Source organism: Hydrogenovibrio halophilus DSM 15072 (genome assembly GCF_000384235.1).
GTDB lineage: Bacteria > Pseudomonadota > Gammaproteobacteria > Thiomicrospirales > Thiomicrospiraceae > Hydrogenovibrio > Hydrogenovibrio halophilus.
Window position 1 is genome coordinate 1,999,894 of the sequence record NZ_KB913033.1, and the last position, 22,635, is coordinate 2,022,528.

At 53.4% G+C, this 22,635-nt stretch carries 19 protein-coding genes; 12 read left to right on the plus strand and 7 right to left on the minus strand.

All coding sequences use genetic code 11. From position 1 onward, the window contains the following. From A377_RS0109640 to A377_RS0109650, 3 genes are read left to right on the plus strand one after another with little or no spacing between them, the layout of a single operon-like run. A complete protein-coding gene (locus A377_RS0109640) occupies positions 1 to 1,236 on the plus strand; it encodes a restriction endonuclease subunit S (protein ID WP_028485450.1) in 1,236 nt (411 codons plus the stop codon). Then, entirely contained in the window at positions 1,237 to 2,289 is a 1,053-nt protein-coding gene (locus tag A377_RS0109645) for a virulence RhuM family protein (RefSeq protein ID WP_019896141.1), read from the plus strand. It begins immediately after the preceding gene. Continuing rightward, complete coding sequence (locus tag A377_RS0109650) at positions 2,286 to 5,417, plus strand: type I restriction endonuclease subunit R (protein WP_019896142.1); 3,132 nt, start codon at positions 2,286 to 2,288, stop codon at positions 5,415 to 5,417. The genes A377_RS0109645 and A377_RS0109650 overlap by 4 nt, the downstream gene beginning before the upstream one ends. A gap of 78 nt (positions 5,418 to 5,495) precedes the next feature. Here the strand turns inward: A377_RS0109650 and trpS are convergent, their stop codons facing one another. Continuing rightward, positions 5,496 to 6,500: a tryptophan--tRNA ligase gene (gene trpS, locus A377_RS0109655; RefSeq protein WP_019896143.1), complete on the minus strand. Its 1,005-nt coding sequence runs from the start codon at positions 6,498 to 6,500 to the stop codon at positions 5,496 to 5,498. 201 nt (positions 6,501 to 6,701) lie between these two features. Here trpS and pcnB point away from each other — a divergent pair, with 201 nt between their 5' ends. From pcnB to A377_RS0109685, 6 genes are all read left to right on the plus strand, one after another. Beyond that, complete coding sequence (gene pcnB, locus A377_RS12385) at positions 6,702 to 8,159, plus strand: polynucleotide adenylyltransferase PcnB (RefSeq protein WP_019896144.1); 1,458 nt, start codon at positions 6,702 to 6,704, stop codon at positions 8,157 to 8,159. Further along, positions 8,146 to 8,640: a 2-amino-4-hydroxy-6-hydroxymethyldihydropteridine diphosphokinase gene (folK, locus tag A377_RS0109665; protein ID WP_019896145.1), complete on the plus strand. Its 495-nt coding sequence runs from the start codon at positions 8,146 to 8,148 to the stop codon at positions 8,638 to 8,640. The genes pcnB and folK overlap by 14 nt, the downstream gene beginning before the upstream one ends. Positions 8,641 to 8,659: 19 nt before the next feature. Further along, on the plus strand, positions 8,660 to 9,433 hold the full coding sequence (panB, locus tag A377_RS0109670) for a 3-methyl-2-oxobutanoate hydroxymethyltransferase (protein ID WP_019896146.1): 774 nt from the start codon (positions 8,660 to 8,662) through the stop codon (positions 9,431 to 9,433). 11 nt (positions 9,434 to 9,444) lie between these two features. Next, complete coding sequence (panC, locus tag A377_RS0109675) at positions 9,445 to 10,332, plus strand: pantoate--beta-alanine ligase (protein ID WP_019896147.1); 888 nt, start codon at positions 9,445 to 9,447, stop codon at positions 10,330 to 10,332. Positions 10,333 to 10,422: 90 nt separating this feature from the next. After that, positions 10,423 to 11,190, plus strand: coding sequence for a motility protein A (locus tag A377_RS0109680; RefSeq protein ID WP_019896148.1), 768 nt, complete (start codon positions 10,423 to 10,425; stop codon positions 11,188 to 11,190). Next, positions 11,183 to 12,049: an OmpA/MotB family protein gene (locus A377_RS0109685; protein WP_019896149.1), complete on the plus strand. Its 867-nt coding sequence runs from the start codon at positions 11,183 to 11,185 to the stop codon at positions 12,047 to 12,049. Before A377_RS0109680 ends, A377_RS0109685 begins: the two co-directional genes overlap by 8 nt. Before the next feature lie 169 nt (positions 12,050 to 12,218). Here the strand turns inward: A377_RS0109685 and panD are convergent, their stop codons facing one another. From panD to A377_RS0109715, 5 genes are all read right to left on the minus strand, one after another. Further along, positions 12,219 to 12,614 carry an aspartate 1-decarboxylase gene (panD, locus tag A377_RS0109690; RefSeq protein ID WP_028485451.1) on the minus strand — a complete coding sequence of 132 codons (396 nt, stop codon included), beginning with the start codon at positions 12,612 to 12,614 and terminating at the stop codon, positions 12,219 to 12,221. A gap of 96 nt (positions 12,615 to 12,710) precedes the next feature. Further along, entirely contained in the window at positions 12,711 to 15,500 is a 2,790-nt protein-coding gene (gene ppc / locus A377_RS0109695; protein ID WP_019896152.1) for a phosphoenolpyruvate carboxylase, read from the minus strand. Between the two features lie 85 nt (positions 15,501 to 15,585). Continuing rightward, the gene (locus A377_RS0109700; RefSeq protein WP_019896153.1) at positions 15,586 to 16,524 is read right to left on the minus strand and encodes a lysophospholipid acyltransferase family protein; all 939 of its coding nucleotides are present in this window, start codon (positions 16,522 to 16,524) and stop codon (positions 15,586 to 15,588) included. Further along, a complete protein-coding gene (gene msbA / locus A377_RS0109705) occupies positions 16,517 to 18,256 on the minus strand; it encodes a lipid A export permease/ATP-binding protein MsbA (protein WP_019896154.1) in 1,740 nt (579 codons plus the stop codon). The genes A377_RS0109700 and msbA overlap by 8 nt, the downstream gene beginning before the upstream one ends. Positions 18,257 to 18,354: 98 nt before the next feature. Beyond that, positions 18,355 to 19,032 carry a fused DSP-PTPase phosphatase/NAD kinase-like protein gene (locus A377_RS0109715; protein ID WP_019896156.1) on the minus strand — a complete coding sequence of 226 codons (678 nt, stop codon included), beginning with the start codon at positions 19,030 to 19,032 and terminating at the stop codon, positions 18,355 to 18,357. A 120-nt stretch (positions 19,033 to 19,152) separates the two neighbouring features. On the opposite strand from A377_RS0109715, the gene rfaD reads away from it, so the two are divergent. Then, entirely contained in the window at positions 19,153 to 20,124 is a 972-nt protein-coding gene (rfaD, locus tag A377_RS0109720; protein WP_019896157.1) for an ADP-glyceromanno-heptose 6-epimerase, read from the plus strand. Here the strand turns inward: rfaD and A377_RS12390 are convergent. Then, a complete protein-coding gene (locus A377_RS12390; protein WP_019896158.1) occupies positions 20,070 to 20,525 on the minus strand; it encodes a hypothetical protein in 456 nt (151 codons plus the stop codon). The genes rfaD and A377_RS12390 overlap by 55 nt on opposite strands. 17 nt (positions 20,526 to 20,542) lie before the next feature. Between A377_RS12390 and A377_RS0109730 the strand changes: the two genes are divergently transcribed. Further along, positions 20,543 to 21,169 carry a Maf family protein gene (locus A377_RS0109730; protein WP_019896159.1) on the plus strand — a complete coding sequence of 209 codons (627 nt, stop codon included), beginning with the start codon at positions 20,543 to 20,545 and terminating at the stop codon, positions 21,167 to 21,169. Beyond that, complete coding sequence (gene rng, locus A377_RS0109735) at positions 21,162 to 22,634, plus strand: ribonuclease G (RefSeq protein WP_019896160.1); 1,473 nt, start codon at positions 21,162 to 21,164, stop codon at positions 22,632 to 22,634. Before A377_RS0109730 ends, rng begins: the two co-directional genes overlap by 8 nt. Position 22,635 lies beyond the last annotated feature (1 nt).

Consider the following 22,635-nt stretch of genomic DNA (forward strand, 5'->3'; position numbering starts at 1 on the left):
ATGAGCAGATTACGTTTTATGGACAAGCTGCTGGGTAGAGTTGAGGTTGAGTGGAAGGCGCTTGAGGATGTAACGGAATATTCACCTACAAGAGTTGATGTCGATGTGCTTGATAAGGACTCTTTCGTTGGTGTTGATAATCTTGTAGCCGAAAAAGGTGGACGTGTCGATGCAAATTATTTGCCGAAAACTGCCCGTTTAACGGCATACAAACCAGGCGATATCCTCATTGGTAATATTCGTCCGTACTTGAAGAAGGTATGGAGAGCAACAAATTCAGGTGGCTGTAGTGGCGACGTGCTTGCTGTGCGCATTCAAGAGAAGAGCGAGCCATTCGTAGACTCAGAATTTCTTTACTATATTTTGTCATCTGACGATTTCTTCTCGTACAACATGCAGCACGCGAAAGGCGCAAAGATGCCTCGTGGGGATAAATCCGCGATTTTGAAATATCAAATCCCCATCCCCTGTCCAGATAAACCAGAAAAGTCGCTTGAGATTCAGGGCGAAATCGTTCGCATCCTCGACACCTTTACCGAGCTGACCGCCGAGCTGACCGCCGAGCTGACCGCCCGAAAAAAACAATACAACTACTACCGCGACCAGTTGTTGAGTTTTGAAGAAGGCGAAGTCGAGTGGAAGACGTTGGGGGAGATTGGTCAAGTTCGTATGTGTAAGCGGATTTTAAAATCACAGACGTTGCCCGATGGTGATATTCCTTTCTATAAAATTGGGACTTTTGGTAAGACCCCAAATGCTTATATTTCTAAAGCTCTGTTTGAAGAGTACAAATCAAAATACAGCTATCCTAGGATTGGTGAGGTTCTGATTTCTGCAAGCGGAACTATTGGGCGTACAGTTATATTTGATGGCCGAGATTCATATTTTCAGGATAGCAATATTGTCTGGATTGAGAATGATGAAGAAATCGTATTAAACAAGTTTTTATTTTATTTCTACCAGATTGCAAACTGGGGCGTATCTGAGGGAGGAACAATAAAGCGGCTTTATAATGATAATTTACGGAAGCTTCCTATCCCAATACCCTACCCAAATGCCCCTCAAAAATCGCTTGAAGAGCAAGCTCGTATTGTCGCCATTCTCGACAAATTCGACACCTTAACCCACTCCATCACCGAAGGCTTACCGCGCGAAATCGAGTTGCGTCAGAAGCAATACGAATACTACCGCGATCTGCTGCTCAGCTTCCCCAGACCAAAAGATGAGGTGGCCTGAATGAGCCGCACAAAAAACGCGCCGCCGACCATTCGTTCCTCCGCCGCAGAATACCTGACGTTTATTGCTGCCACGGGCGATGGCGGTGTCGAGGCGATTTATGCCGATGAAGAAATATGGCTCAGTCAGAAAATGATGGGGGTGCTTTATGATGTCGAAACCCACACCATCAATTACCACCTGAAAAAAGTGTTTTCTGACAGCGAGTTAGAGGAAGACGCAGTTATTCGAGATTTTCGAATCACTGCCAGTGATGGCAAAAACTACAACACCAAACATTATAAGTTGGCCGCAACGATTGCCGTCGGTTACAAAGTCAATTCCGAGCGAGCCGTGCAGTTTCGCAAGTGGGCCACGGGCATTATCCATGAGTACACCCTTAAAGGGTTTGCCATGGACGATGAACGTCTTAAAAACGATGGCACGATACTGGGTAAAAAATACTTTGAAGAGCAGCTGCAACGCATTCGTGAGATACGGCTGAGCGAACGCAAGTTCTATCAAAAGATTACCGACATCTATGCCACGGCCATTGATTACGATGTTACGGCAAGCGCCACCAAGCGTTTTTTTGCCACGGTACAGAATAAATTGCACTGGGCAATCCACGGACAGACGGCGGCAGAAGTGGTTTATCATCGTGCCGATGCGCAACAGGAAAATATGGGCTTAACGTCATGGAAAGACGCGCCTGATGGCAAAATCCATAAGTTTGATGTGAGTGTTGCGAAAAATTATCTGACGGATCATGAATTGGTGCAGTTGCAAAGGCTGGTGAATGCTTATCTTGATGTCGCCGAAGATATGGCCTTGCGGCAAATTCCCATGACCATGGCCGATTGGGAGCAACGTCTTAATCGCTTTATTGAAGCAACTGACCGGGACGTTCTGCAAGATGCGGGTCAGGTGTCGGCTGAAATTGCGAGAGCGCATGCCGAAAGCGAGTTTGAAAAATACCGCATCGTACAGGATCGCCTCTACCAATCAGACTTTGATAGAGCGATAAAAAATCTGGCACGGCAAGGCGAAAACAAACAGGGTATCGATGAATGACGGATTACAAAACCATCGCCGAATCAAAGAACTTTATTGTTCTTGACCAATACAGCAGAGAATTGCAGGTCAACGAATGTTACCAAAGCGAATACGATCTGGAACAGGAGCTGATTGATGATCTGCGAAACCAGGGCTATGAGTTTTTAACAAATATTACCAGGCCTGGTGATTTGTTGGCCAATGTGCGCACGCAGTTGCAGACATTGAATTCGGTGGCGTTTTCAGACGGCGAATGGCAACGTTTTGTGGAAACCTATCTGGATAAGCCCAGTGATTCCATCGTCGATAAAACCCGCAAAATCCATGATGACTATATCCACGACTTTGTGTTTGACGATGGCCGAATCCAGAACATTTATCTGGTCGATAAAAAGAACATCGCTCGCAACAAGGTGCAGGTGATCAAGCAGTTTGAGCAAAGCGGCAGCCATGCCAATCGCTATGATGTGACCGTTCTGGTGAATGGCTTGCCGCTGGTTCAGGTTGAACTGAAAAAACGCGGTGTGGCCATTCGCGAAGCCTTTAACCAGGTTCATCGCTACAGTAAAGAGAGCTTTAACAGTGAGCATTCGCTCTATCGGTATTTGCAGCTGTTTGTGATTTCCAATGGGACGGACACGCGCTACTTTGCCAATACGGTCAAGCGCAATAAAAACAGCTTTGATTTCACCATGAACTGGGCGAAGTCCGACAACGCCCTGATTAAGGACTTAAAGGATTTTACGGCCACGTTCTTTCAGAAAAATACGCTGCTCAAGGTGTTGTTGCATTATTCGGTGTTCGATGTCAGTGATACGTTGCTGGTCATGCGCCCGTATCAGATCGCGGCCACGGAGCGCATTTTATGGAAAGTGAAAAGTGCCTATGAAACAAAGAACTGGGCCAAGCCGGAAAGTGGCGGGTATGTGTGGCATACCACCGGTTCGGGCAAGACGCTCACCAGTTTCAAGGCGGCACGTCTGGCGACCGAATTGGCGTTTATTGACAAGGTGTTTTTTGTGGTGGATCGAAAAGATCTGGATTACCAGACCATGAAAGAGTACCAGCGCTTTTCACCGGACAGTGTGAACGGGTCTGACAGCACGGCAGGGCTTAAGCGCAATTTGGACAAGGATGACAATAAAATCATTGTCACGACGATTCAGAAACTCAATAACCTGATGAAAAGTGAAGGCGATCTGCCGGTGTACAACCAGCAGGTGGTGTTTATATTTGATGAAGCCCACCGCAGTCAATTTGGTGAGGCGCAGAAAAACCTGAAGAAGAAGTTCAAAAAGTTTTATCAGTTTGGGTTTACCGGAACTCCGATATTTCCGCAAAATGCGCTGGGTGCTGAGACCACGGCCAGTGTGTTTGGCCGTGAGCTGCATTCTTATGTGATTACCGACGCCATTCGGGATGAAAAGGTATTGAAATTCAAGGTGGACTACAACGATGTGCGCCCGCAGTTTAAAGCCATTGAAACCGAAACCGATGAGAAAAAACTCAATGCCGCAGAAAACAAGCAAGCCCTGTTGCACCCTGAGCGCATCCATGAGGTATCGCAATATATTCTCAAAAGCTTTCGCCAGAAGACCCATCGTCTGCAAGCAGGCAGCCATGGATTTAATGCCATGTTCGCCGTGAGCAGCGTGGATGCCGCCAAACTGTACTATGAATCGTTTGGACAATTGCAGAAAGACGCTGTTAACCCGCTTAAAGTCGCTACCATTTTTTCGTTTGCGGCCAATGAAGAGCAGGATGCTGTGGGCGAAATTCTGGACGAAAGCTTTGATGTGTCTGCCATGAACAGCAGCGCGAAAGAATTTCTGACTGCGGCCATTGATGAGTATAACGCCACGTTTAAAACCCGTTTTTCTGTCGAAAGTAAATCATTTGAAAACTATTACCGTGATTTGGCCAAACGAGTAAAGGGCGAAGATGGCAATGGCGTGAAATTGCCTGCAGAAGAAAGGGTCGATTTGTTGATTGTGGTGGGCATGTTCCTCACCGGGTTTGATGCGCCCGCTCTCAATACGTTGTTTGTGGATAAAAACCTGCGTTATCACGGTTTGATCCAAGCGTATTCACGCACAAACCGTATTTATGATGCCACCAAAACCTTTGGCAACATTGTCACTTTTCGTGATTTGGAGAAGCCCACGGTGGATGCCATCACACTTTTTGGTGATCGAAACACCAAAAATGTGGTGTTGGAAAAAAGTTATCAGGCCTATATGGAAGGCTTTACCGATTTGGTCACCGGTGAAGCTAGACGTGGTTTTATGGAGGTGGTCAGTGAATTGGAACAACGCTTCCCCAAACCGGATGAGATTGTGAAAGAGCAGGACAAAAAGGACTTCGCCAAGCTTTTTGGTGAATATCTCCGGGTTGAAAATATTCTGCAGAACTACGATGAGTTTGCCAGTTTGAAAGCCTTGCAAAGCATTGATGTCCATGATTCAGAGGCAGTGGAAAGCTTCAAGGCTGAGCATTATTTAACCGATGAAGAATTGTCTGCGCTGCAAACGATTAGAGTGCCCTCCGAGCGAATCGTTCAGGATTACCGCTCAACCTATAACGATATTCGTGATTGGCAACGGCGAGAGAGAGCGGCAGAAGCCAAAGATGCTTCCACAGTTGATTGGGATGATGTGGTTTTTGAAGTGGATTTGCTGAAATCGCAGGAAATCAATCTGGATTACATTCTGGAATTGATTTTTGAGCACAACAGGAAAAACAAGACAAAGACAGAGCTGATTGAAGAGGTGCGGCGTCTGATACGTGCGAGTTTGGGAAATCGCGCAAAAGAGAGTTTGATGGTTGAGTTTATCGAACAAACCGACCTGGATGAGATCGGTGATAAAGCCACGATCATTGACGAGTTCTTTCAGTTTGCACAGGCAGAGCAAGCACGTGAAGCAGAAGCACTGATACGTTCGGAGGGGTTAAATAAAGAGGCGGCCAAACGGTATATGACGGCATCCTTAAAACGGGAATACGCCAGTGAGAACGGGACAGAACTTAACGCAACGCTGCCTAAAATGAGCCCGCTTAACCCGCAATACAAAACCAAAAAGCAAAGCGTGTTTCAGAAAATATCTGCGTTTGTTGAAAAGTTCAAAGGCGTTGGTGGGAAGATTTAGTTTGGTTTGTAAGGCGTTGATACAAAAACCACCAGGCCTGGTGGTTTTTGTATCTCGCATAGCAAGGCAAAAGACCGTTTAAGGCAAAACAAACCCAAAGGCTTGTTTGACCTTGTCCAGTGTGGGTTGGGCCTGTTCGCTGGCGCGGTCAGCTCCCTGTTTCAGGATGGCTTTGAGTTCGGCTTCGTCCTGACGTAGCCGATGGTAGCGTTCCTGTATCGGACGCAGGTATTCGACCACCAGTTCGCCCAGTTCCACTTTGAGGTGGCCGTACATTTTGCCTTCGAAGTGTTGTTCGATTTCGGCGATGAGCTTGCCGCTGATCACCGAATAGATGGTCAGCAGGTTGGACACGCCCGGTTTGTTTTCGAGGTCGTAAATGATCTCAGTGCCGGAATCGGTCTGGGCTTTTTTGAACTTTTTGAGAATGGTTTTGGGCTCATCCAGCAGTCCGATCAGGTTGTTTTTGTTGTCGTCGGATTTGGACATTTTCTGGGTCGGTTCCTGCAGGCTCATAATGCGGCCACCGGACTGGGCTTCGGGAATGAAGGGTTCGGGTACTTTGAACAGTTCGCGCTCAAAACGGTGGTTGACCCGGGTGGCGATGTCGCGGGTCAGCTCCAGATGCTGTTTCTGGTCGGCTCCGACCGGCACCAGTTCGGTTTGGTACAGCAGAATGTCGGCGGCCATCAACACCGGGTAGTCAAACAGTCCCACATTGATGTTCTGGGCGTGTTTCTGGGACTTGTCCTTGAACTGGGTCATGCGATTGAGTTCGCCCATGTAGGCGGCGCAATTGAGAATCCAGGCCAGTTCGGCGTGCGCTGGCACATGCGACTGAATGAACACGGTGCTTTTGTCCGGGTCAATGCCGCAGGCCAGGTACAGGGCGACAAAATCCAGACTGCGTCGCGCCAGATCGGCCGGGTCCTGTTCGACCGTAATCGCGTGCATATTGACCAGCGAATATAGGCACTGGTAGTCGTTCTGCAACTGAACCCAGTTCTTGAGCGAACCGATGTAGTTGCCCAGCATCAGATCGCCGGAGGGTTGAATGCCACTGAAAAGGGTTGGCTGATTCATGCGTTTGTCTTCTCCCGAAACATCGAAATGGGCGCTATTTTCGCACTTTTGAGCGCTAAATGCGAGGTATTGGCTCCGACTGAATGCGCATTGGTTGGCACTGAGTGCAAAAGCCGCTAAAATGACTGATTTTTGCAGACCATTTCTTTGAGATCTCTCAGCAGGAAGTGGCCAATCAGGAACCGATTCCACAGTATGCCTATGCAGCGATTTATTCAGCGTCTTGTTAAGAAACTCTCTCCCAAACGTCTGAGCCAGCCCTCTCCATCGGGTCCGACAAGCAAGCAGATTCTTTCGCGTGACCAGCACGGCGTTTCCCGCTCTCAAATCGACAAGCATGCGCTGGATGTGCTTTACGGACTGAAACGCGCCGGTTACGAAGCCTATCTGGTCGGCGGCGGTGTGCGCGATCTGTTGCTGGGGCTGGAACCCAAGGATTTTGACGTGGTCACCAACGCCGAACCCGAGGCAGTGAAAGCGGTGTTCAAAAACAAATGCCGTCTGATCGGTCGTCGTTTCCGGCTGGCGCATGTGCGTTTCGGGCGTCAGATCATCGAGGTGGCGACGTTTCGCGGCGACAGTGAAGCCAGCGAAGTGGCGGACAAGCCCAAAGGGCGCGGTCGTCTAAACCATACCCGCGCGGTGGACGGTCAGGGACGATTGTTGCGCGACAACGTCTATGGCGGCATGGACGAGGATGTGTGGCGACGCGATTTTACCGTCAACAGCCTCTACTACAATATCCGCGACTTCAGTGTGGCCGATTACACCGGCGGTCTGGATGACATCAAAGCCGGTGTGATCCGTTTGATCGGCGACCCGGAAACCCGTTACCGCGAAGACCCGGTGCGCATGATCCGGGCGGTGCGTTTTGCGGCCAAGCTGGGCTTTGAAATCGAACCGGGCACCCGCGATCCCATTTACGATCTGGCCCCTTTGCTCAAGGATGTGTCGCACGCACGCATGTTTGAAGAGGTGCTCAAACTGTTTCACAGCGGCGTGGCGGTGCAGGTGTTTGAAAAACTGCGCCACTTTGGTCTGTTTGCTTATCTGTTTCCACAGACCGAACAGATGCTGGCCGAACAGGCCGATGGCTTTCCCCGAATGCTGGTGATTGAGGCGCTCAAAAGCACCGACGACCGGATTCGGCATGGCAAAGGCGTCAATCCGGCGTTTTTGTTTGCGGCGATGCTGTGGGAGCCGATGGTGGCACGACGTGAACAGCTTCTGACCGAGGGGCTGAAGCCACAGGACGCGACCTTTGCGGCCGCCTCGGATGTGCTGGAATGGCAGCGTCCGGCCACGGCCGTGCCGCGGCGCTTTATCGGGCAGGTCAAGGACATCTGGAACCTGCAGTACCGTTTGCCGCGATATCAGGGCGACAAGGCTCAGAAAATCGTGTCGCATCCGCGTTTTCGGGCGGCTTATGATTTTCTGGGGGTTCGGGTCTCGGCCGGGGCCGAAGAACTCAAAGAGGTGTTTGACTGGTGGACCCATTACCAGACGCTGGACGGGGTCGAGCAGGTGGCCTACGCCAATCAGGTGAAAAAACCTGGCTCACGCCGCCGTCGCCCCAGACGCAACCGCAACCCTTATCGCAAACGCGCCAATCCGGCACCGGGCAAGGAATCCCCAGCGACACCGAATGAGCAGGACTGACGAACACACTGTTTATGTGGGGCTGGGCAGCAATCTGCACCGGCCAGCGCATCAGGTGCGTCAGGCGTTGACCGCGCTGGGTCAGTTGGAGCAAACGCGGTTGAATGCCTCATCCCAGCTGTACGCGTCGCGTCCGCAGGGGCCACAGGATCAGCCGGACTTCGTCAATGCCGTGGCCTGCCTGTCCACCCGTTTGTCGCCTGAGGCTTTGCTGAGCGCGTTGCAGAATCTGGAACGCCAGCAGGGCAAAGTCAAAAACCGGCATTGGGGCGAAAGGGTGATTGATCTGGATCTGTTGTTGTATTCGGACTGGCTGATCGACACCAGAGCGTTAACGGTGCCGCATCCGCAGATTCAGCAACGCGATTTCGTGCTGGTTCCATTGCTGGAACTGGCACCCGAATTGCGCTGTCCCCGCACGGGCGAACCTTATCAGAAAATGCTGGCAAAATTGCCCGAACACTTTCTCACACCGTCCTGAATCGTTCAAGGAGCCGTACATGATTCGCTTGAAAGACTTGCATGCCCTGAAAGCGGCGGGCGAAAAAATGGTCTGCCTGACGGCCTATGATGCCACCCAGTCTTACTGGGCAGCGCAAAACGAGGTCGAGATTCTGCTGGTCGGCGATTCGCTGGGCATGGTGGTGCAGGGACATGACACCACTTTGCCGGTGAGCATGGATGAGATGATTTACCACACGCAAATGGTGCAGCGCCGAAATCACCAGGCCTGGTGCATGGTGGACATGCCGTTTATGAGCGATGCCACGCTGGAAACGGGCGTCCACAATGCCGGTCGTCTGATGAAAGAAGGCGGGGCCAATATGGTCAAGCTGGAAGGGCGCACCGAGTTTCATCGGCAATTGGTGAGCGCCCTCTCCGAGCAGGGCATTCCGGTGTGCGCGCATTTGGGGCTGTTGCCGCAATCGGTCCACAAAACCGGTTATCGCATGGTCGGAAAAGACGCGGCCGAAGCCGAACACCTTTTGGCCGATGCCCAGCGGTTTGAAGCCGCCGGGGCCGACATGCTGCTGCTTGAATGCGTGTCACCTTCGATCGCAAAAGTCATCACCGAGGCCCTGACGATTCCGGTCATCGGCATCGGGGCCGGGCCGGATACCGATGCCCAGGTGCTGGTCTGGCACGATGTGATGGGCCTGACCATCGGTGGCGCGCCGTCTTTCAGTCGCAATTTCCTGGCCGACACGGGCAGCGTCGGTTCGGCGATACAAGCCTATGTCAAGGCGGTGAAAACCGGCGATTTTCCTGAATAAACGAGGTGTGTGTGCAAACGGTTTCCGATCCGCAGTCGCTGCGCGAACAGGTGCAGGCCTGGCAAAAAAACGGGTTGACGGTGGCGCTGGTGCCCACCATGGGCAATCTGCATGCCGGGCATTTGAGTCTGATTGATCGAGCGCGTGAAGCGGCCGACAGGGTGGTGGTGTCGGTGTTTGTCAATCCGCTGCAATTTGGTCCGAATGAGGATTTTGACGACTATCCCCGAACCCTGACCGACGATGAACGCCAGTGTCGGCAGCAGGGCGCGGACCTGCTGTTTGCGCCCGGTGTGGCCGTGATGTATCCGGGCTACCGGCACGGTCAACCCTACTTGGCCACGCGCCTTCAGGCCGACCCGCGGTTGGCCCAAACTTTTGAAGGCGCAGACCGGCCCGGTCATTTTGACGGCGTGGTAACGGTGGTGGCCAAACTGTTCCATCTGGTGCAGCCGGATGTGGCCGTATTCGGTCAGAAAGACCTGCAGCAGTATGCGGTGCTTGAAAAAATGGTGACCGATCTGGCGATGCCGGTGCGATTGATCCGCACGCCCATTGTGCGTGAAACCGACGGATTGGCGCTGAGTTCGCGCAACCAATATTTGAATTCAGCAGAACGTGCACTGGCCCCTTCTCTGGCGCAGACCCTGCAGTCGGTCTGTGTGCGCATACAGGATGCGCCCGCCAAAAGTGCATCGATCTTGCAGCAGGCCAGTCAGGACTTGCAAGCTCTGGGGTTTCAGGTGCATTATTTCTCGCTGGTGGCGCTGCCCACCCTGCAAGCGGTCATCGATCCGCAGATGCCGTGCCGAGACGATGGCTCGGAATTTGCTGTGGTGGTCGCGGCCACTCTGGGCCAGACACGCTTGTTGGATAACCGGATCCTGCGCTTGAGCTGATGGATTTTGACCAGGCCTGGTGATTGTCAGAACCGGATTGTCTGAGTCGTTGGCCTTGCGCCAGAAACGCCCTATTTTTAAAAGGATGCCATGAGTTTTTCCACTTTTATCGGTTTGTTTGCCGGGATTGCGATCATTATTGCGGCCATGGCCATCGGTTCGTCGATTTGGATCTTTGTCAATATCCCCGGGATCATGATCGTGGTCGGCGGCACCACTGCGGCGACCATGATCCGTTACTCCTTTCGCGAAGCCCTGCATGCGATCAAGGTCTCGTTTCAGGTGGTGATGCCCAGCAAGGACATCAAAGACAAAAACGAATTGCTGGATCTGACCGAAGACTTGCTGCGTACCTCACGCATGAAGGGCATGCTGGCGCTGGAGAATGTGGAAATTCGCCACGAATTCTATCAGCGTGGGGTGCGCATGCTGGTCGATGGCTATTCCAAGGAACTGGTGTTACAGAACCTGAAGGAAGAAAATCAGTTGTTCAATGAACGGGCCGAGACCAGCGCTGGGGTCTTTGGTTCCATTGGCGCCGCTGCTCCGGCCTTTGGCATGATCGGGACCCTGGTGGGGTTGATTCAGATGTTGTCCGATCTGTCAGACCCCTCGACGATTGGCCCGGCCATGGCTGTGGCGATGCTGACCACGCTTTATGGGGCCATGATTGCCAACCTGTTCGCTCTGCCGATGGCGGACAAAATCTCGGTCTGGGGTGAAGAGGAGTCGCAGCGCCAGCAGATGATCATCGAAGGCCTGACCGCGATCATGGAAGGCCAGAATCCGAATGTGATGCGTGATCTGCTGGCCCCGTTCCTGGAACCGGAACAGAAGGCACAGCGAGAAGATGGCTAAAAAGTGCGACAAATCCCAAAGCTGGCTGGCGACCTTTGCCGACCTGATGTCGCTGTTGATGGCGATTTTTGTGCTGTTGTTTTCCATGTCCACACTGGATGCCGACAAGTACGAAGCCATTGTCAAATCCCTGACCAAAACCCTCGGCCACGGTCAGGATATGACTCAGACCCAGGTGGAATACTTCAAGAAAGTCAAAGAAGAGCAGGAATCCAATCTGGAGAAAAAGGGCGAGACCACGCTGGATGACCTCAAACCCCTTTATGAAAGCCTGATTGACACCTATTCCGACAGCAACGAAACCGCTCAGGAAAACAACATCGACGTCACCATCGAACCCGAAGAAAAACAGATCAAGATTTCCTTTCCCGAACGCATCTCCTTTCCGTCCGGCCGGGCGACGCTCAAGCCGGACTTTGTGGTCGAACTGAGAAAATTACGGGTTCATATCGGTCAAAACGATCAGGTCAAGGCGGTCGGCCATTCCGACAAGCGCCCAGTCACTGGCGGGCGCTTTCGCTCCAACTGGGAACTCTCCAGTGCCCGTGCGGCGGCCGTGATCGAACAGTTGATCGATGATCAGGTCGCCCGACCGGAACAGTGCCAGGTAGTCGGGGTCGGCCCGACCGAACCCCTGGTGGACGAAGACACCCCTCAGGCCTACACCAAAAATCGACGGGTGGAAATCATTATCAGACCGGCACCGAAAATCACACTGGAAGAACAGGTACTGGGCGTTCGCCCCTCCAAATCGGCGCTGGAAAAGGCGTCCGAATCTTTTGCGCCGCCAACGGGTGAGGAGGAGCCTAAAGAGTCTGAAGCAGATTCGAAAAACCAGCCTCCACCCTTTACCGACTGACAGACCCGAAATTCTCAACACTCCCTCTGTCATGCTGAGCGAAGCCGAAGCATCTGGTTCGTTTGTACACAGCTTTCAAAGCGTGTGTGAGCGGATCAATATGACCAGGAAGATGATGGCAGATAGCGAGGCAAAGGCCTGATTTTTACCAGGCCTGGTTAAAAACCGGTCAGGCGCCGACGGCGGTTTGCATCTGTTTGGGGATGGTGTTGCGGGTATGGGTGATTTGGTTGTGTTCGTCGAAATACACCATCACCGGCTTGAACTGGTCGGCCTGAGCTTCGTCCATGCTGGCGTAGGTGGCGATGATCAACAGATCGCCCGGATTGGCCTTGTGTGCGGCCGCGCCATTGACTGAGATGATGCCTGTGGCTTCTTCGGCACGAATGGCGTAAGTGGTAAAGCGTTCGCCATTGGCAATATTGTAGATTTGAATCTGTTCGTATTCACGAATCCCTGCCACATCCATCAGATTGCCGTCGATGGCGCATGAGCCTTCGTAGTCCAATTCGGCATGGGTGGTGGTGACACGATGCAGTTTTGATTTCAGCATTGTAATGTGCATGCTTGACCTCATCCCTTTTGGGGTTTGCAAAGGTTCGGTTGCCACGCGGGTAGTTGTGGCAAACCGTGGTTCGATCGATTTAAGTCTGACATGCGGCTAGCCGGTATTACGCATTCCGGCGGCAATGGCGTTGATGCTGTTGAGCAAAGGTGTCAGCCATTTTTCGCGTTCTTCTTCCGGCAGTGACTCGTCCTTGTAACGCTTGAGAACCGCTACCTGGATGTTGTTCAGAGGTTCCAGGTAAGGTGTGCGGCGTTTCAGTGACAAGGACACAATCGGGGTGTCCGCCATCAGGTAGTCATTTCCGCTGATCTCGAGGCAATGCTCGACGGCCCGGACGTGCTCCTTGGCAATCATCTGATAAATTTTCTCAGACGTCTCCGGGTCCTGCCCCAGTTTGGCATAGTCATGGCCGATGACCAAGTCGGTTTTGAACAGCGACATCTGAATGTTGCTGAGCAATGCCCGGAAAAACGGCCACTTTTCATACATCTCCAGCAGCTTGTCTTCGCCTTCGGACTGAATCCAGTTTTCCAGGGCGGCCCCGGTGCCATACCAGGCGGGGAACGTCAGACGGGCCTGGGCCCAGCCGAAAATCCACGGAATCGCCCGGATCGAGGATTTGGACAGGTTGTTCTTTTTGCGGTGAGACGGTCGCGAGCCGATGTTCAGCAATCCGATTTCATTGACCGGTGTGGCTTCGTAGAAGAACTTGAAGAAGTCTGCAGTGTCATCGGTCAGTTCACGGAAAGCCGCTTCACCCTGTTTGGACAACTTCTGCATGATCTCCAGATGCGTCGGATCGTCTTTCTGATTCGGCTGCACCAGACATTTGCTGGCCTTCATCAGGCCGGTAATGCCCATCGACAATTCATAGGTGGCGGTTTCGGCATTGGAATACTTGAACGACAATACCTCACCCTGTTCGGTGAACTTGATCTGGCCACGTACGGTGCCGGTCGGCTGCGACAGGATCGCGCTGTGGGTTGGTCCGCCCCCACGTCCGATGGTGCCGCCACGTCCGTGGAACAGACGGCAATCCACGCCGTAATCGTCGGCCAGTGCCATGATCTGCTGCTGGGCCTGGTACAGAGTCCAGGACGAAGACAGGTTGCCGCCGTCCTTGGCCGAGTCGGAATAACCGAGCATGATTTCCTGCTGGTTGCCGGAGGCTTTGAGCAGGGCGTGATAAGTTGGGTTGTCAAACAGCGCCGAGGTGACCGGCACAATGTGCTCCAGATCCTGAATGGTTTCAAACAGGGGCGCGACATGAATCTTGCAGTAGGGTTCGCCTGCGTTGTACCCGGCCAGACCGGCCTGGTGCGCCAGGAACAGCACTTCCATCACGTGACTGGCTTCGTGGGTCATGGAGATCACGTAGTTGTTGAACGCCTTTTCACTGATCTCATCACGCATGCGCCGCATCACATGAAAGACTTCCAGCACTTCGCGGGTCATTTTCTTCAGATCCAGATGCTGGGTATCGATGATGGTGGGCGACGCAATCTGTTGGGCCAGCACATCCAGACGCTCGGCTTCGGACAAGGCCGGGTAGTCGATGCCAAGATGGTTGAGCAGGTCGGTCACCGCATCGGTGTGCACGGTCGATTCCTGGCGAATGTCCAGACGCATCAGATAAAAACCGAAGGTCTGCACCAGACGGATCAGGTCTTTGAGTTCGGCATCGGCGACTTCGTGGTCTCCGTGGCTGCAGAGGGATTCGTAAATCAGCTCCAGATCGGCCAGGAATTCGTTTTCGCTTTTGTAGGCAAAACGCGGTGGATCAATGATTTCATCATTGAGCTGTGCTTCGACGTAATTCAGGTTTTCCTGCAGACGGCCGTGAATCAGATACAGGAAGCGGCGATAGGGCTCATCCTTGAAGCGGTCCGAGCGTTTGTGGAACACCTGTTCCTGCAGGTCGGCATCAATGATGGTCGCGCGGTTGATCACTTCCTGTTTGATTTCGGTGATATAGCGTGACTGGGTCAGTTGCGCACTGAGCAGATGCACGCGGCGCTGATATTCGTACAGCGCGGCGCGGCTTTGCATGTAAAGCGCATTGACGGTGGTCTGGTGAGTGACGAAGGGGTTGCCGTCCCGATCGCCGCCGATCCAGGAACCGAACGTCAGAAAGTTGGGCGTTTCGAGTTCTGCTTCCGGGTAATGACGCGCCAGGGCGCGTTCCATGAAGCGGTACACCGTGGGCACGGCCTTGAACAGCGACTGGCGGAAATAGTAGATCCCGTTGCGGATTTCGTCTTCCACCGTTGGCTTGATCCGACGGACTTCATCGGTTTTCCAGAGCACCTGAATCTGGTAGCGCAAACGACGGATCACTTCTTCCTGAGTATAAGGGTTTTTGTAGGCTTCGGCCTCGTTCAACTCGCCCAGAGTCAGGAAGATGCGGCGCAAGTTTTCCATGACCGCACGGCGTTTGGACTCGGTCGGGTGCGCGGTAAACACCGGAATGTAGTTCAACTGGCCGATCAGGGTTTTGACTTCTTCGGCACTCAGTCCCTGTTCCTTGAATTCACTGATGGTGTTCAGAACCGAACCGGTCCAGAGCGGGCCGTCGGATTTCAGCTGGCTCTGGCGCTGATGAAACTGGTGTTCTTCTTCGGCCAGGTTCACTAGGCTGAAATAGAGGTTGAACGCACGGATGATCAGAATCAGTTCCTGTGGCGTCTGGGCTTCGATAAAGGCCTTGAGCTCGGTGCGCAGAGCCGGATCGTCCTGCTCGTGAAGCTTGATGTAGCCTTTGCGCAGTTTTTCAATGGCGTCCAGGGTGTCTTTTCCGACCTGGGTTTCAATGACTTCCCCCAACAGCGAGCCAAGCAGTTTGACGCGTGAGCGGAGTTGTTTGTCACTCAGTTCTTTAGCCATAAAATGTCTCAATGTGTCCGTTCGTTGAAAAATTTGGCGGCATTATATCATGAAGCAGAGTCAGAGGTTAAAAACCCGCTTTGCCTCAGTAGTCGCGTGGGCGTTTAAGGTTCCAGCGATTGTGCGTCCAGAGATATTGGGCCGGGTTTTGTTGGATTTCTTGCTCGTAGAGCCGGTGCAATCGGATCAGGTCGGCCTGCGGGTCTTCGCCGGGAAAGTCGGTCAGTGCCGGGCGAATGAAGCAGTGATAGTCGCCGTCCTTACGTCGGGTAAAGACCGGCAGTACCCGGGCATGTCCCATTTTGGCCAGTTTTGACAGCCCCGGATGGCTCATGGCATTGTGCCCAAAAAATGGGGCTGAGATTTTGCCGCGTCTGCGGTAGCGCTGGTCGGGCAAAATCATGACGTTTCCGCCCTGTCGCAACACCCTGACAATGGCCCGGGTGTCACTGTTGGGCAAGGGTTGGCTGGCATGGGCCTGGGTCACAGGGTCAGGACCGTCACTGGTGCGGCTGGCGGTAATCAGGCAATCCATCAGTGCATTGTCATGGGGCCGGTAAATGAAATGCAGTGGCATCAACTGATTCAGCATTAGCCCGGTGGCTTCAATGGTGGTGAAGTGCGGCACGACCAGCAGGGTGCCCTGATTGGTGGGATTTTTCAGGTGATTCAGGCCGTGATAATGAAACCTGTGCGATTCGTGCTTTGGGTGGCTGGGCGGATGGGAGCGGTGGATGCCCCAAAGGTTGGTAGCGGTTTCGGCCAGACCCATGCCCAGGGAGGCAAAATGCGCCCGAATCATTTTTTGCCGTTGGGGGGAAGACCAGTGGGGGAACGCCAGAGAGGCATTGGCAAGTGCCAGTTTGCGCCGGGCAGGGGCCAGCCAATACAAGCCTTGCCCCAGTACTTGTCCGGTTTTTAATCGCCATGACCAGGGCAGGAAGGCCAACAGGCGAAGCAGCCCAACGCCCAGCCAGATGCCCCAGTATTTGGGGTTTTTGAAACCGGAACAGGCTTTAAGCATGGTTTGTGGCTTGTTGTTGAAGTCGGTAATAATGGCCGTTTTGTTGCATCAGAGTGCTGTGGGTGCCTTGTTCCACGATGTTTCCCTGATCCAGCACCACAATCTGGTCGGCCTGTTCAATCGTGCTCAGACGGTGGGCAATCACAATCACAGTGCGGTCTTTGGTCAGGGTTTGCATGGCCTGCTGAATGCTGCGTTCGCTCTGGTTGTCCAGAGCCGACGTGGCTTCGTCCAGAATCAGGATGGGCGCATTTTTCAGAAACGCCCGAGCAATCGCCAGACGTTGCCGCTGGCCGCCGGATAGACGGGCCCCGTTGTCGCCGATGGGAGTGTCGAGCCCTTGAGGCAGCTTTTGAATGAATTCCCAGGCCTGGGCCTGTTGTGCGGCATCGATGATGGCGGCTTCGTCCACACTGTTTTGGCCATAGGCAATGTTGGCCCGAACCGTGTCATTGAACAGCACCACCTGCTGACTGACAAAGGCCAGCTGCTCGCGCAGGGTGTGCAGAGACAGATCGTTAATGGGCGTGCCGTCCAGCAGAATGCGACCGCTTTGGGGCTGGTAAAAACGGGCGATCAGGCTGACCAGTGTGCTTTTGCCGCTGCCGGATTCGCCCACCAGAGCGGTGGTTTTGCGGGCAGGGATGCTCAGGTTGAAGTCGTCAAATGTGGCGGTTTCGGCGTGCGGGTAGTGAAAGCCGACTGCGTCAAAGCGCAGTTCGCCCTGCACGGAATTCAGCGATGCCTGGCCTTGATCCGGTTCTTCTTCCCGGTCCAGCAGCTCAAAAATGCTCTGGGCCGCGGCCATCCCTTTTTGAATGGTGATGTTGATGTTGGTCAAACGGCGGATGGGTTCAAACGTCAGGGCCATGGCGGTGATGTAAGAAAGCAGTTCACCGGGGGTAAAAGCGCCTTCGGCCGACATCTGCATGGCGATGTAAACCACAATCGACAGGGCGATGGCGGCCAAAACCTGTACCAATGGCACATTCAGAGCCGAGACTTTGATCACATCCATGGTGTGGTGCATCAGGTCCTGAGCGGTCTGATGAAAACGGGATTGTTCGTAGGCTTCGGCGTGATACAACTTGATGTCGCGGTGGCCCACGAGGCCTTCTTCCAGTTGGTGGGTCATGCGCCCCATATTGTGTTGCATTTCGGTACTGGAATGGCGCATCAGTTTGCTGGCCCGGTCGATGATAAAGGCCACGACCGGCCCGATCAGCATCATCATCAGGGTCAGTTCCCAGGAGATATAGAGCATGTAACCGAACAGGGCGATCACAATCATCGTGTCGCGAATCAGGACGATCCAGGCTTCGGACAGTGCGCGACCGGTCTGGGCCACATCGTAGGTGATTTTCGACATCCATTCGCCGGTGGAGCTTTGCTGAAAGGTCGCCATGGGCAGAAACTGCAGTTTGCGGAACATTTCATCACGAATGGTCAGAATTGCTTTCTGGGCAATCCATTGGCTGGCCACTTTGCTGAAATATTCGGCCACCCCTTTGACGATGAACACCCCGGCCAGCAGCAGAGGCAGCACCACAAAACTGTCCGGGTCTTTTTTGATCAGACTGTCATCGACCAGATCCTTGAGGATGGCGGCCGTCGCCGGTTCCATCGCGGCGATGATCACCAGAGTCAGCAAGGTGATGGCGATCATCAGCTTGTAAGGCGCAATGTAACGCAACAGGCGGCGATACAGATGTCGGGTATTGGCATCAAACATAGCGAAAATTATACTCGTTTGCTGGGCGGAACCCAATTGGCAGATGACGGACTGCAGAAACAGCCTGGCCGAGGCAAAAATGACCAGGCCTGGTGAGATTATTCCCGGTGCAGGATTTTATTGACCACAATATTGGCCCAACCAGAAGCATGAAACGTCTGGTTGAGTTGGTCGCGGTCATAATGCTGCTGAACCCATTGATGAAAGCTGACTTCGGGGTGGTCTGTCTGAAACCGTTCGAACTCATCGAACAGGTAGTCGAGCTTGCCGGTGTCGGCCCAGCGGAAATGCCCGTATTTCATGCTCAGTTGCTTGCGGGCTTCGGCAATGGGCTCGCCCTGTACAAAGTGTTTGAACAGCACACTGACCAGACCGGCACGGTCGGCACCGGATTTGCAGTGGATCAACAGCGGATAGTCCAGCGATTGGAGCAGAGTGATCACCTGTTCCAGTTTGTCTTTTTTGGGAAAGTTGCGCGATGAGATCGGGACATTGATCAATTCAATGCCCAGCTGGTCACAGGCTTCTTTTTCCAGCAGATATTGGCCGGTCTGGTTGGCCGCACGCAGGCTTAAAACCGTTTTGAGGCCAAAGCGCTGCTTGAGTTTGCGCAAAAACCGGGGAGAAGGGTGGTTGCTGCGAAATGCCAGGGTGTCGCTGTGACGGGGGGCGAGCCGGTAAAAGTTGCGAAACCAGATCCTGAGGATCTCGTGGTCGATCAACCAGGCTTCCAGATGGGCGAGCAGCCGCCCGCGTTTTGAATGCAGTTTGCTCATGTGTGGAGGGTTTCAAGCCAAATTTCAAAACAAGCATTTTACCTTTTTTGTGATCACTGAAGGCATGAAATGCTAGAATTAAGCGCATATTTGAAGGTTTTAAAACACAAAGGCGAGCGGATGATAGTCGTAACAGGCGGTGCCGGTTTTATTGGGTCCAATCTGGTCAAAGCCCTGAACAAGCAGGGACGTGATGACATTCTGGTGGTGGATGACCTGAAAAAGGGTAAAAAATTCATCAATTTGGTCGATTGCGATTTTGCCGATTACCTGGACAAGGAAGATTTTCAGTCACGGATTTTTGCCGAAGAAGGCCTGCCGGAAATCGATTGTGTGTTGCATCAGGGTGCCTGCTCGGCGACCACTGAGTGGGATGCCGCCTATTTGATGGAAAACAATTATGAGTATTCCAAAGACCTGCTGCATTTTTGCATGAACCACGAAATTCCGTTTCTGTATGCGTCTTCCGCCGCCGTCTATGGTGATGGCCCGGTGTTTGTGGAAGACCGCCGTTATGAACAACCGCTCAATGCCTACGGCTTTTCCAAGTTTCAGTTTGACCAGTATGTGCGGCGGGTGCTGCCGCAGGCCAACAGCCAGATCGCCGGCTTTCGTTATTTTAATGTCTATGGTCCGCGTGAGCAGCACAAGGGCGACATGGCCAGTGTGGCCTACAAACTGCACCGTCAATTGCTGGCTGGGGAAAATCCGAAATTGTTCGGTGCCTACGATGGCTATGAACCCGGCATGCAAAGCCGGGATTTTGTGTCGGTGGAAGACGTGACCGCAGTCAATTTGTGGTTTATGGACCACCCTGAAGCATCGGGCATTTTCAATTTGGGACCGGGCAAGGCCGAGCCTTTCAAACACATTGCCGAGGCGGTGATTGCGCATCATGGCCAGGGTCAGATTGAGTACATGGATTTCCCGGACCACCTGAAAGGGGCCTATCAGAGTTTTACCCAGGCAGACAACACCGCCTTGCGCCAGGCCGGTTACGAGCGTCCGTTTTATTCGGTGAAAGAGGGGGTTGCGCGTTATCTTGAGTGGTTGTCTGCGCACCCGGAACGATTGGATTTCGCTTGTGACTGAGTGCTCAGAAACCGGCGGACTGTTTCTTTGCGCCGGGCCTTTTCCTGGGACGTAGCGGCCTGCAGGGAGCGACCCCAGATGGGATGCGGCCAGCATTCGTCACCCGGTTCCCGCATCACCAGATGCAGATGACAATAAGGCAATTGGTTGCCGATTTTGGCCAGATTGTCATGCTGGCCCAGCCCCTGGTCTTTCAGCCACTGCGACAGTTGAGTCAACTGAGCGTAGATGGGCCCGGCGGTCTCAGGCGTGAGCGGCTGTTTGGGAACGCAGACCAGCCACAAAATGGCCGTGGGCTTTAACAGCAGTGAATAATCGGGTTGTTCAGCCACCCACTCGGCCTCAAACAGCCGTGTCAGGTTTTCTGGGCGGTGGTCGCCAATGATTTGATCGAATGCCATAAACGAATGCCGGAGCCATGACGGATAAAAACGCCATTATAAACGACAATTCGCAAGAACCCGATACGGATCTGTATCTGGCTTCCACATCGCCTCGACGCGGCGAGTTGCTGCACCAGCTGGGATTGCGTTACCGCAAGGTGAATGCCCCGGTGGAAGAAGTGGCCCTGCCCGGCGAATCGCCGCCTTCGTTTGTCCGGCGTATGGCGGTGGAAAAAGCCTTGAACGGCTTCCAGAAAGTGCCGGGCGCACAGGTGTGGGTCGTTGGCGGGGACACGCTGATTCATGTCGACGGCAAGGTGCTGGGCAAGCCGCGTCACAGGCAGGAAGGCCTGGCCATGCTCAGGCGGCTGTCCGGGCGTGCGCACGATGTCTACAGTGCGGTGGCCGTGGTGCACGATGGGGCGGTGTTTTCCGCTCTGAACCACACCCGTGTCTGGTTTCGTGCGCTCAGCGAGCAGGAGTCTCAGGCCTATTGGGACACGGGGGAGCCGCAAGGTAAGGCCGGCAGCTACGCGATTCAGGGGCGTGGTGCCGGATTTGTTGAGCGCCTGGACGGCAGTTATTCGGCGGTGATGGGGTTGCCTTTGTTTGAATTGGATCGGCTTTTGAACGAGTCCGGTTTCTGGAGTAAGCATGTTTAACGAAGAAAAAGTTCTGGTCAATGTGACCCCGACTGAAACCCGTGTTGCCTGGGTGGAAAACGGGGTTTTGCAGGAGGTTTGGGTGGAACGGGCCAAACGCCGCGGGCTGGTGGGCAACATTTACATCGGCAAGGTGGACCGGGTCTTGCCCGGGATGCAGGCGGCCTTTGTTGACATCGGTCTGGAGCGCACCGGGTTTCTGCATGTTTCGGACGTCAATGCGCAGGCGCTCAACCTGGCCGAAGACGCCAAAAGCGATGACATCGCCGCTTATCTGCGCCCGGGTCAGAAAGTGATGGTGCAGGTGGTCAAGGATCCGATCAGTTCCAAGGGCGCGCGTCTGACCATGCAGGTAACCATTCCTTCCCGTCTGCTGGTGTTCATGCCGCAGGAGCCGACTTTGGGCGTGTCACAGAAAATTGAAACCCAGCAGGAACGCGACCGTTTACGCGAATTGATCAAATCGATTCCCGAAGCGGACCATACGCTGGGCGGGCTGATTGTGCGCACGGTGGCCGAAGGGGCCGACTTTCATGAGCTGCGAGCCGATCTGATGTATCTGCAACGGCTCTGGCAGGACATTCAGCAAAAGGCCAAGGCGGCCCGCAAAGCCAGTCTGATTTACGAAGACCTGCCTCTCTATCTGCATGTGTTGCGTGACATCCCGATCGAACGCATTGAAACCATTCGGGTCGATTCCACCGAGACCTACAAGAAAATGCTCGACTTTGCCGCCAACTATGTGATGGATCTGTCGGACAAATTGAGTCTATACACGGGTGAACGCCCGATTTTTGATCTTTACAATGTGGAAGACGAAATTCAGAAGGCGCTGGAAAAACGGGTCACCCTCAAGTCCGGCGGTTATCTGGTGATCGACCAGACCGAAGCCATGACCACGATCGATGTCAATACCGGCGGTTTTGTCGGGCACAAAAATCTGGAAGAAACCATTTACCGGACCAACCTGGAAGCCACTCAGGCCATTGCCCGCCAATTGCGCCTGCGTAACCTGGGCGGCATTATCATTCTGGATCTGATCGACATGGACGATGCTTCGCACCGTGACGCCGTGTATGCGGCCTTGCAGAAAGCGCTGGAAAAAGATCGGATCAAGACGGTGATTACCGAAATTTCACGGCTGGGACTGGTTGAGATGACGCGCAAACGCACCCGTGAAAGTCTGGAGCGGGTGTTGTGCGAACCCTGTCTGATGTGTCAGGGGCGCGGCACCGTCAAAACCGCTGAAACCGTCGCCTTTGAGGTGTTTCGTGAAATCACGCGGATGGACAAATCGTTTGATGCCCGTTTTTACCGGGTGATTGCGTCGGAGTCGGTGGTGTCTTACATACTGGATGAAGCCTCGGGCAGTGTGGCAGAATTGGAAACCTTTCTGGGCAAAAGCATGAGTTTTCAGGCCGAAAGTGGTTATTTTGTTGAGCAATTTGATGTGGTGATTTCCTGAC

What these genes read in the sequence shown, in the direction of transcription:
- A377_RS0109640 (WP_028485450.1), top strand. Translation starts at nt 1, where the DNA reads ATGAGCAGATTACGTTTTATGGACAAGCTGCTGGGTAGAGTTGAGGTT.
- panB (WP_019896146.1), top strand. Translation starts at nt 8,660, where the DNA reads ATGATTCGCTTGAAAGACTTGCATGCCCTGAAAGCGGCGGGCGAAAAA.
- A377_RS0109650 (WP_019896142.1), top strand. Translation starts at nt 2,286, where the DNA reads ATGACGGATTACAAAACCATCGCCGAATCAAAGAACTTTATTGTTCTT.
- panD (WP_028485451.1), bottom strand. Translation starts at nt 12,614, where the DNA reads ATGCACATTACAATGCTGAAATCAAAACTGCATCGTGTCACCACCACC.
- trpS (WP_019896143.1), bottom strand. Translation starts at nt 6,500, where the DNA reads ATGAATCAGCCAACCCTTTTCAGTGGCATTCAACCCTCCGGCGATCTG.
- rfaD (WP_019896157.1), top strand. Translation starts at nt 19,153, where the DNA reads ATGATAGTCGTAACAGGCGGTGCCGGTTTTATTGGGTCCAATCTGGTC.
- pcnB (WP_019896144.1), top strand. Translation starts at nt 6,702, where the DNA reads ATGCAGCGATTTATTCAGCGTCTTGTTAAGAAACTCTCTCCCAAACGT.
- msbA (WP_019896154.1), bottom strand. Translation starts at nt 18,256, where the DNA reads ATGTTTGATGCCAATACCCGACATCTGTATCGCCGCCTGTTGCGTTAC.
- A377_RS0109645 (WP_019896141.1), top strand. Translation starts at nt 1,237, where the DNA reads ATGAGCCGCACAAAAAACGCGCCGCCGACCATTCGTTCCTCCGCCGCA.
- folK (WP_019896145.1), top strand. Translation starts at nt 8,146, where the DNA reads ATGAGCAGGACTGACGAACACACTGTTTATGTGGGGCTGGGCAGCAAT.
- rng (WP_019896160.1), top strand. Translation starts at nt 21,162, where the DNA reads ATGTTTAACGAAGAAAAAGTTCTGGTCAATGTGACCCCGACTGAAACC.
- A377_RS0109730 (WP_019896159.1), top strand. Translation starts at nt 20,543, where the DNA reads ATGACGGATAAAAACGCCATTATAAACGACAATTCGCAAGAACCCGAT.
- A377_RS12390 (WP_019896158.1), bottom strand. Translation starts at nt 20,525, where the DNA reads ATGGCATTCGATCAAATCATTGGCGACCACCGCCCAGAAAACCTGACA.
- A377_RS0109700 (WP_019896153.1), bottom strand. Translation starts at nt 16,524, where the DNA reads ATGCTTAAAGCCTGTTCCGGTTTCAAAAACCCCAAATACTGGGGCATC.
- A377_RS0109680 (WP_019896148.1), top strand. Translation starts at nt 10,423, where the DNA reads ATGAGTTTTTCCACTTTTATCGGTTTGTTTGCCGGGATTGCGATCATT.
- A377_RS0109715 (WP_019896156.1), bottom strand. Translation starts at nt 19,032, where the DNA reads ATGAGCAAACTGCATTCAAAACGCGGGCGGCTGCTCGCCCATCTGGAA.
- A377_RS0109685 (WP_019896149.1), top strand. Translation starts at nt 11,183, where the DNA reads ATGGCTAAAAAGTGCGACAAATCCCAAAGCTGGCTGGCGACCTTTGCC.
- ppc (WP_019896152.1), bottom strand. Translation starts at nt 15,500, where the DNA reads ATGGCTAAAGAACTGAGTGACAAACAACTCCGCTCACGCGTCAAACTG.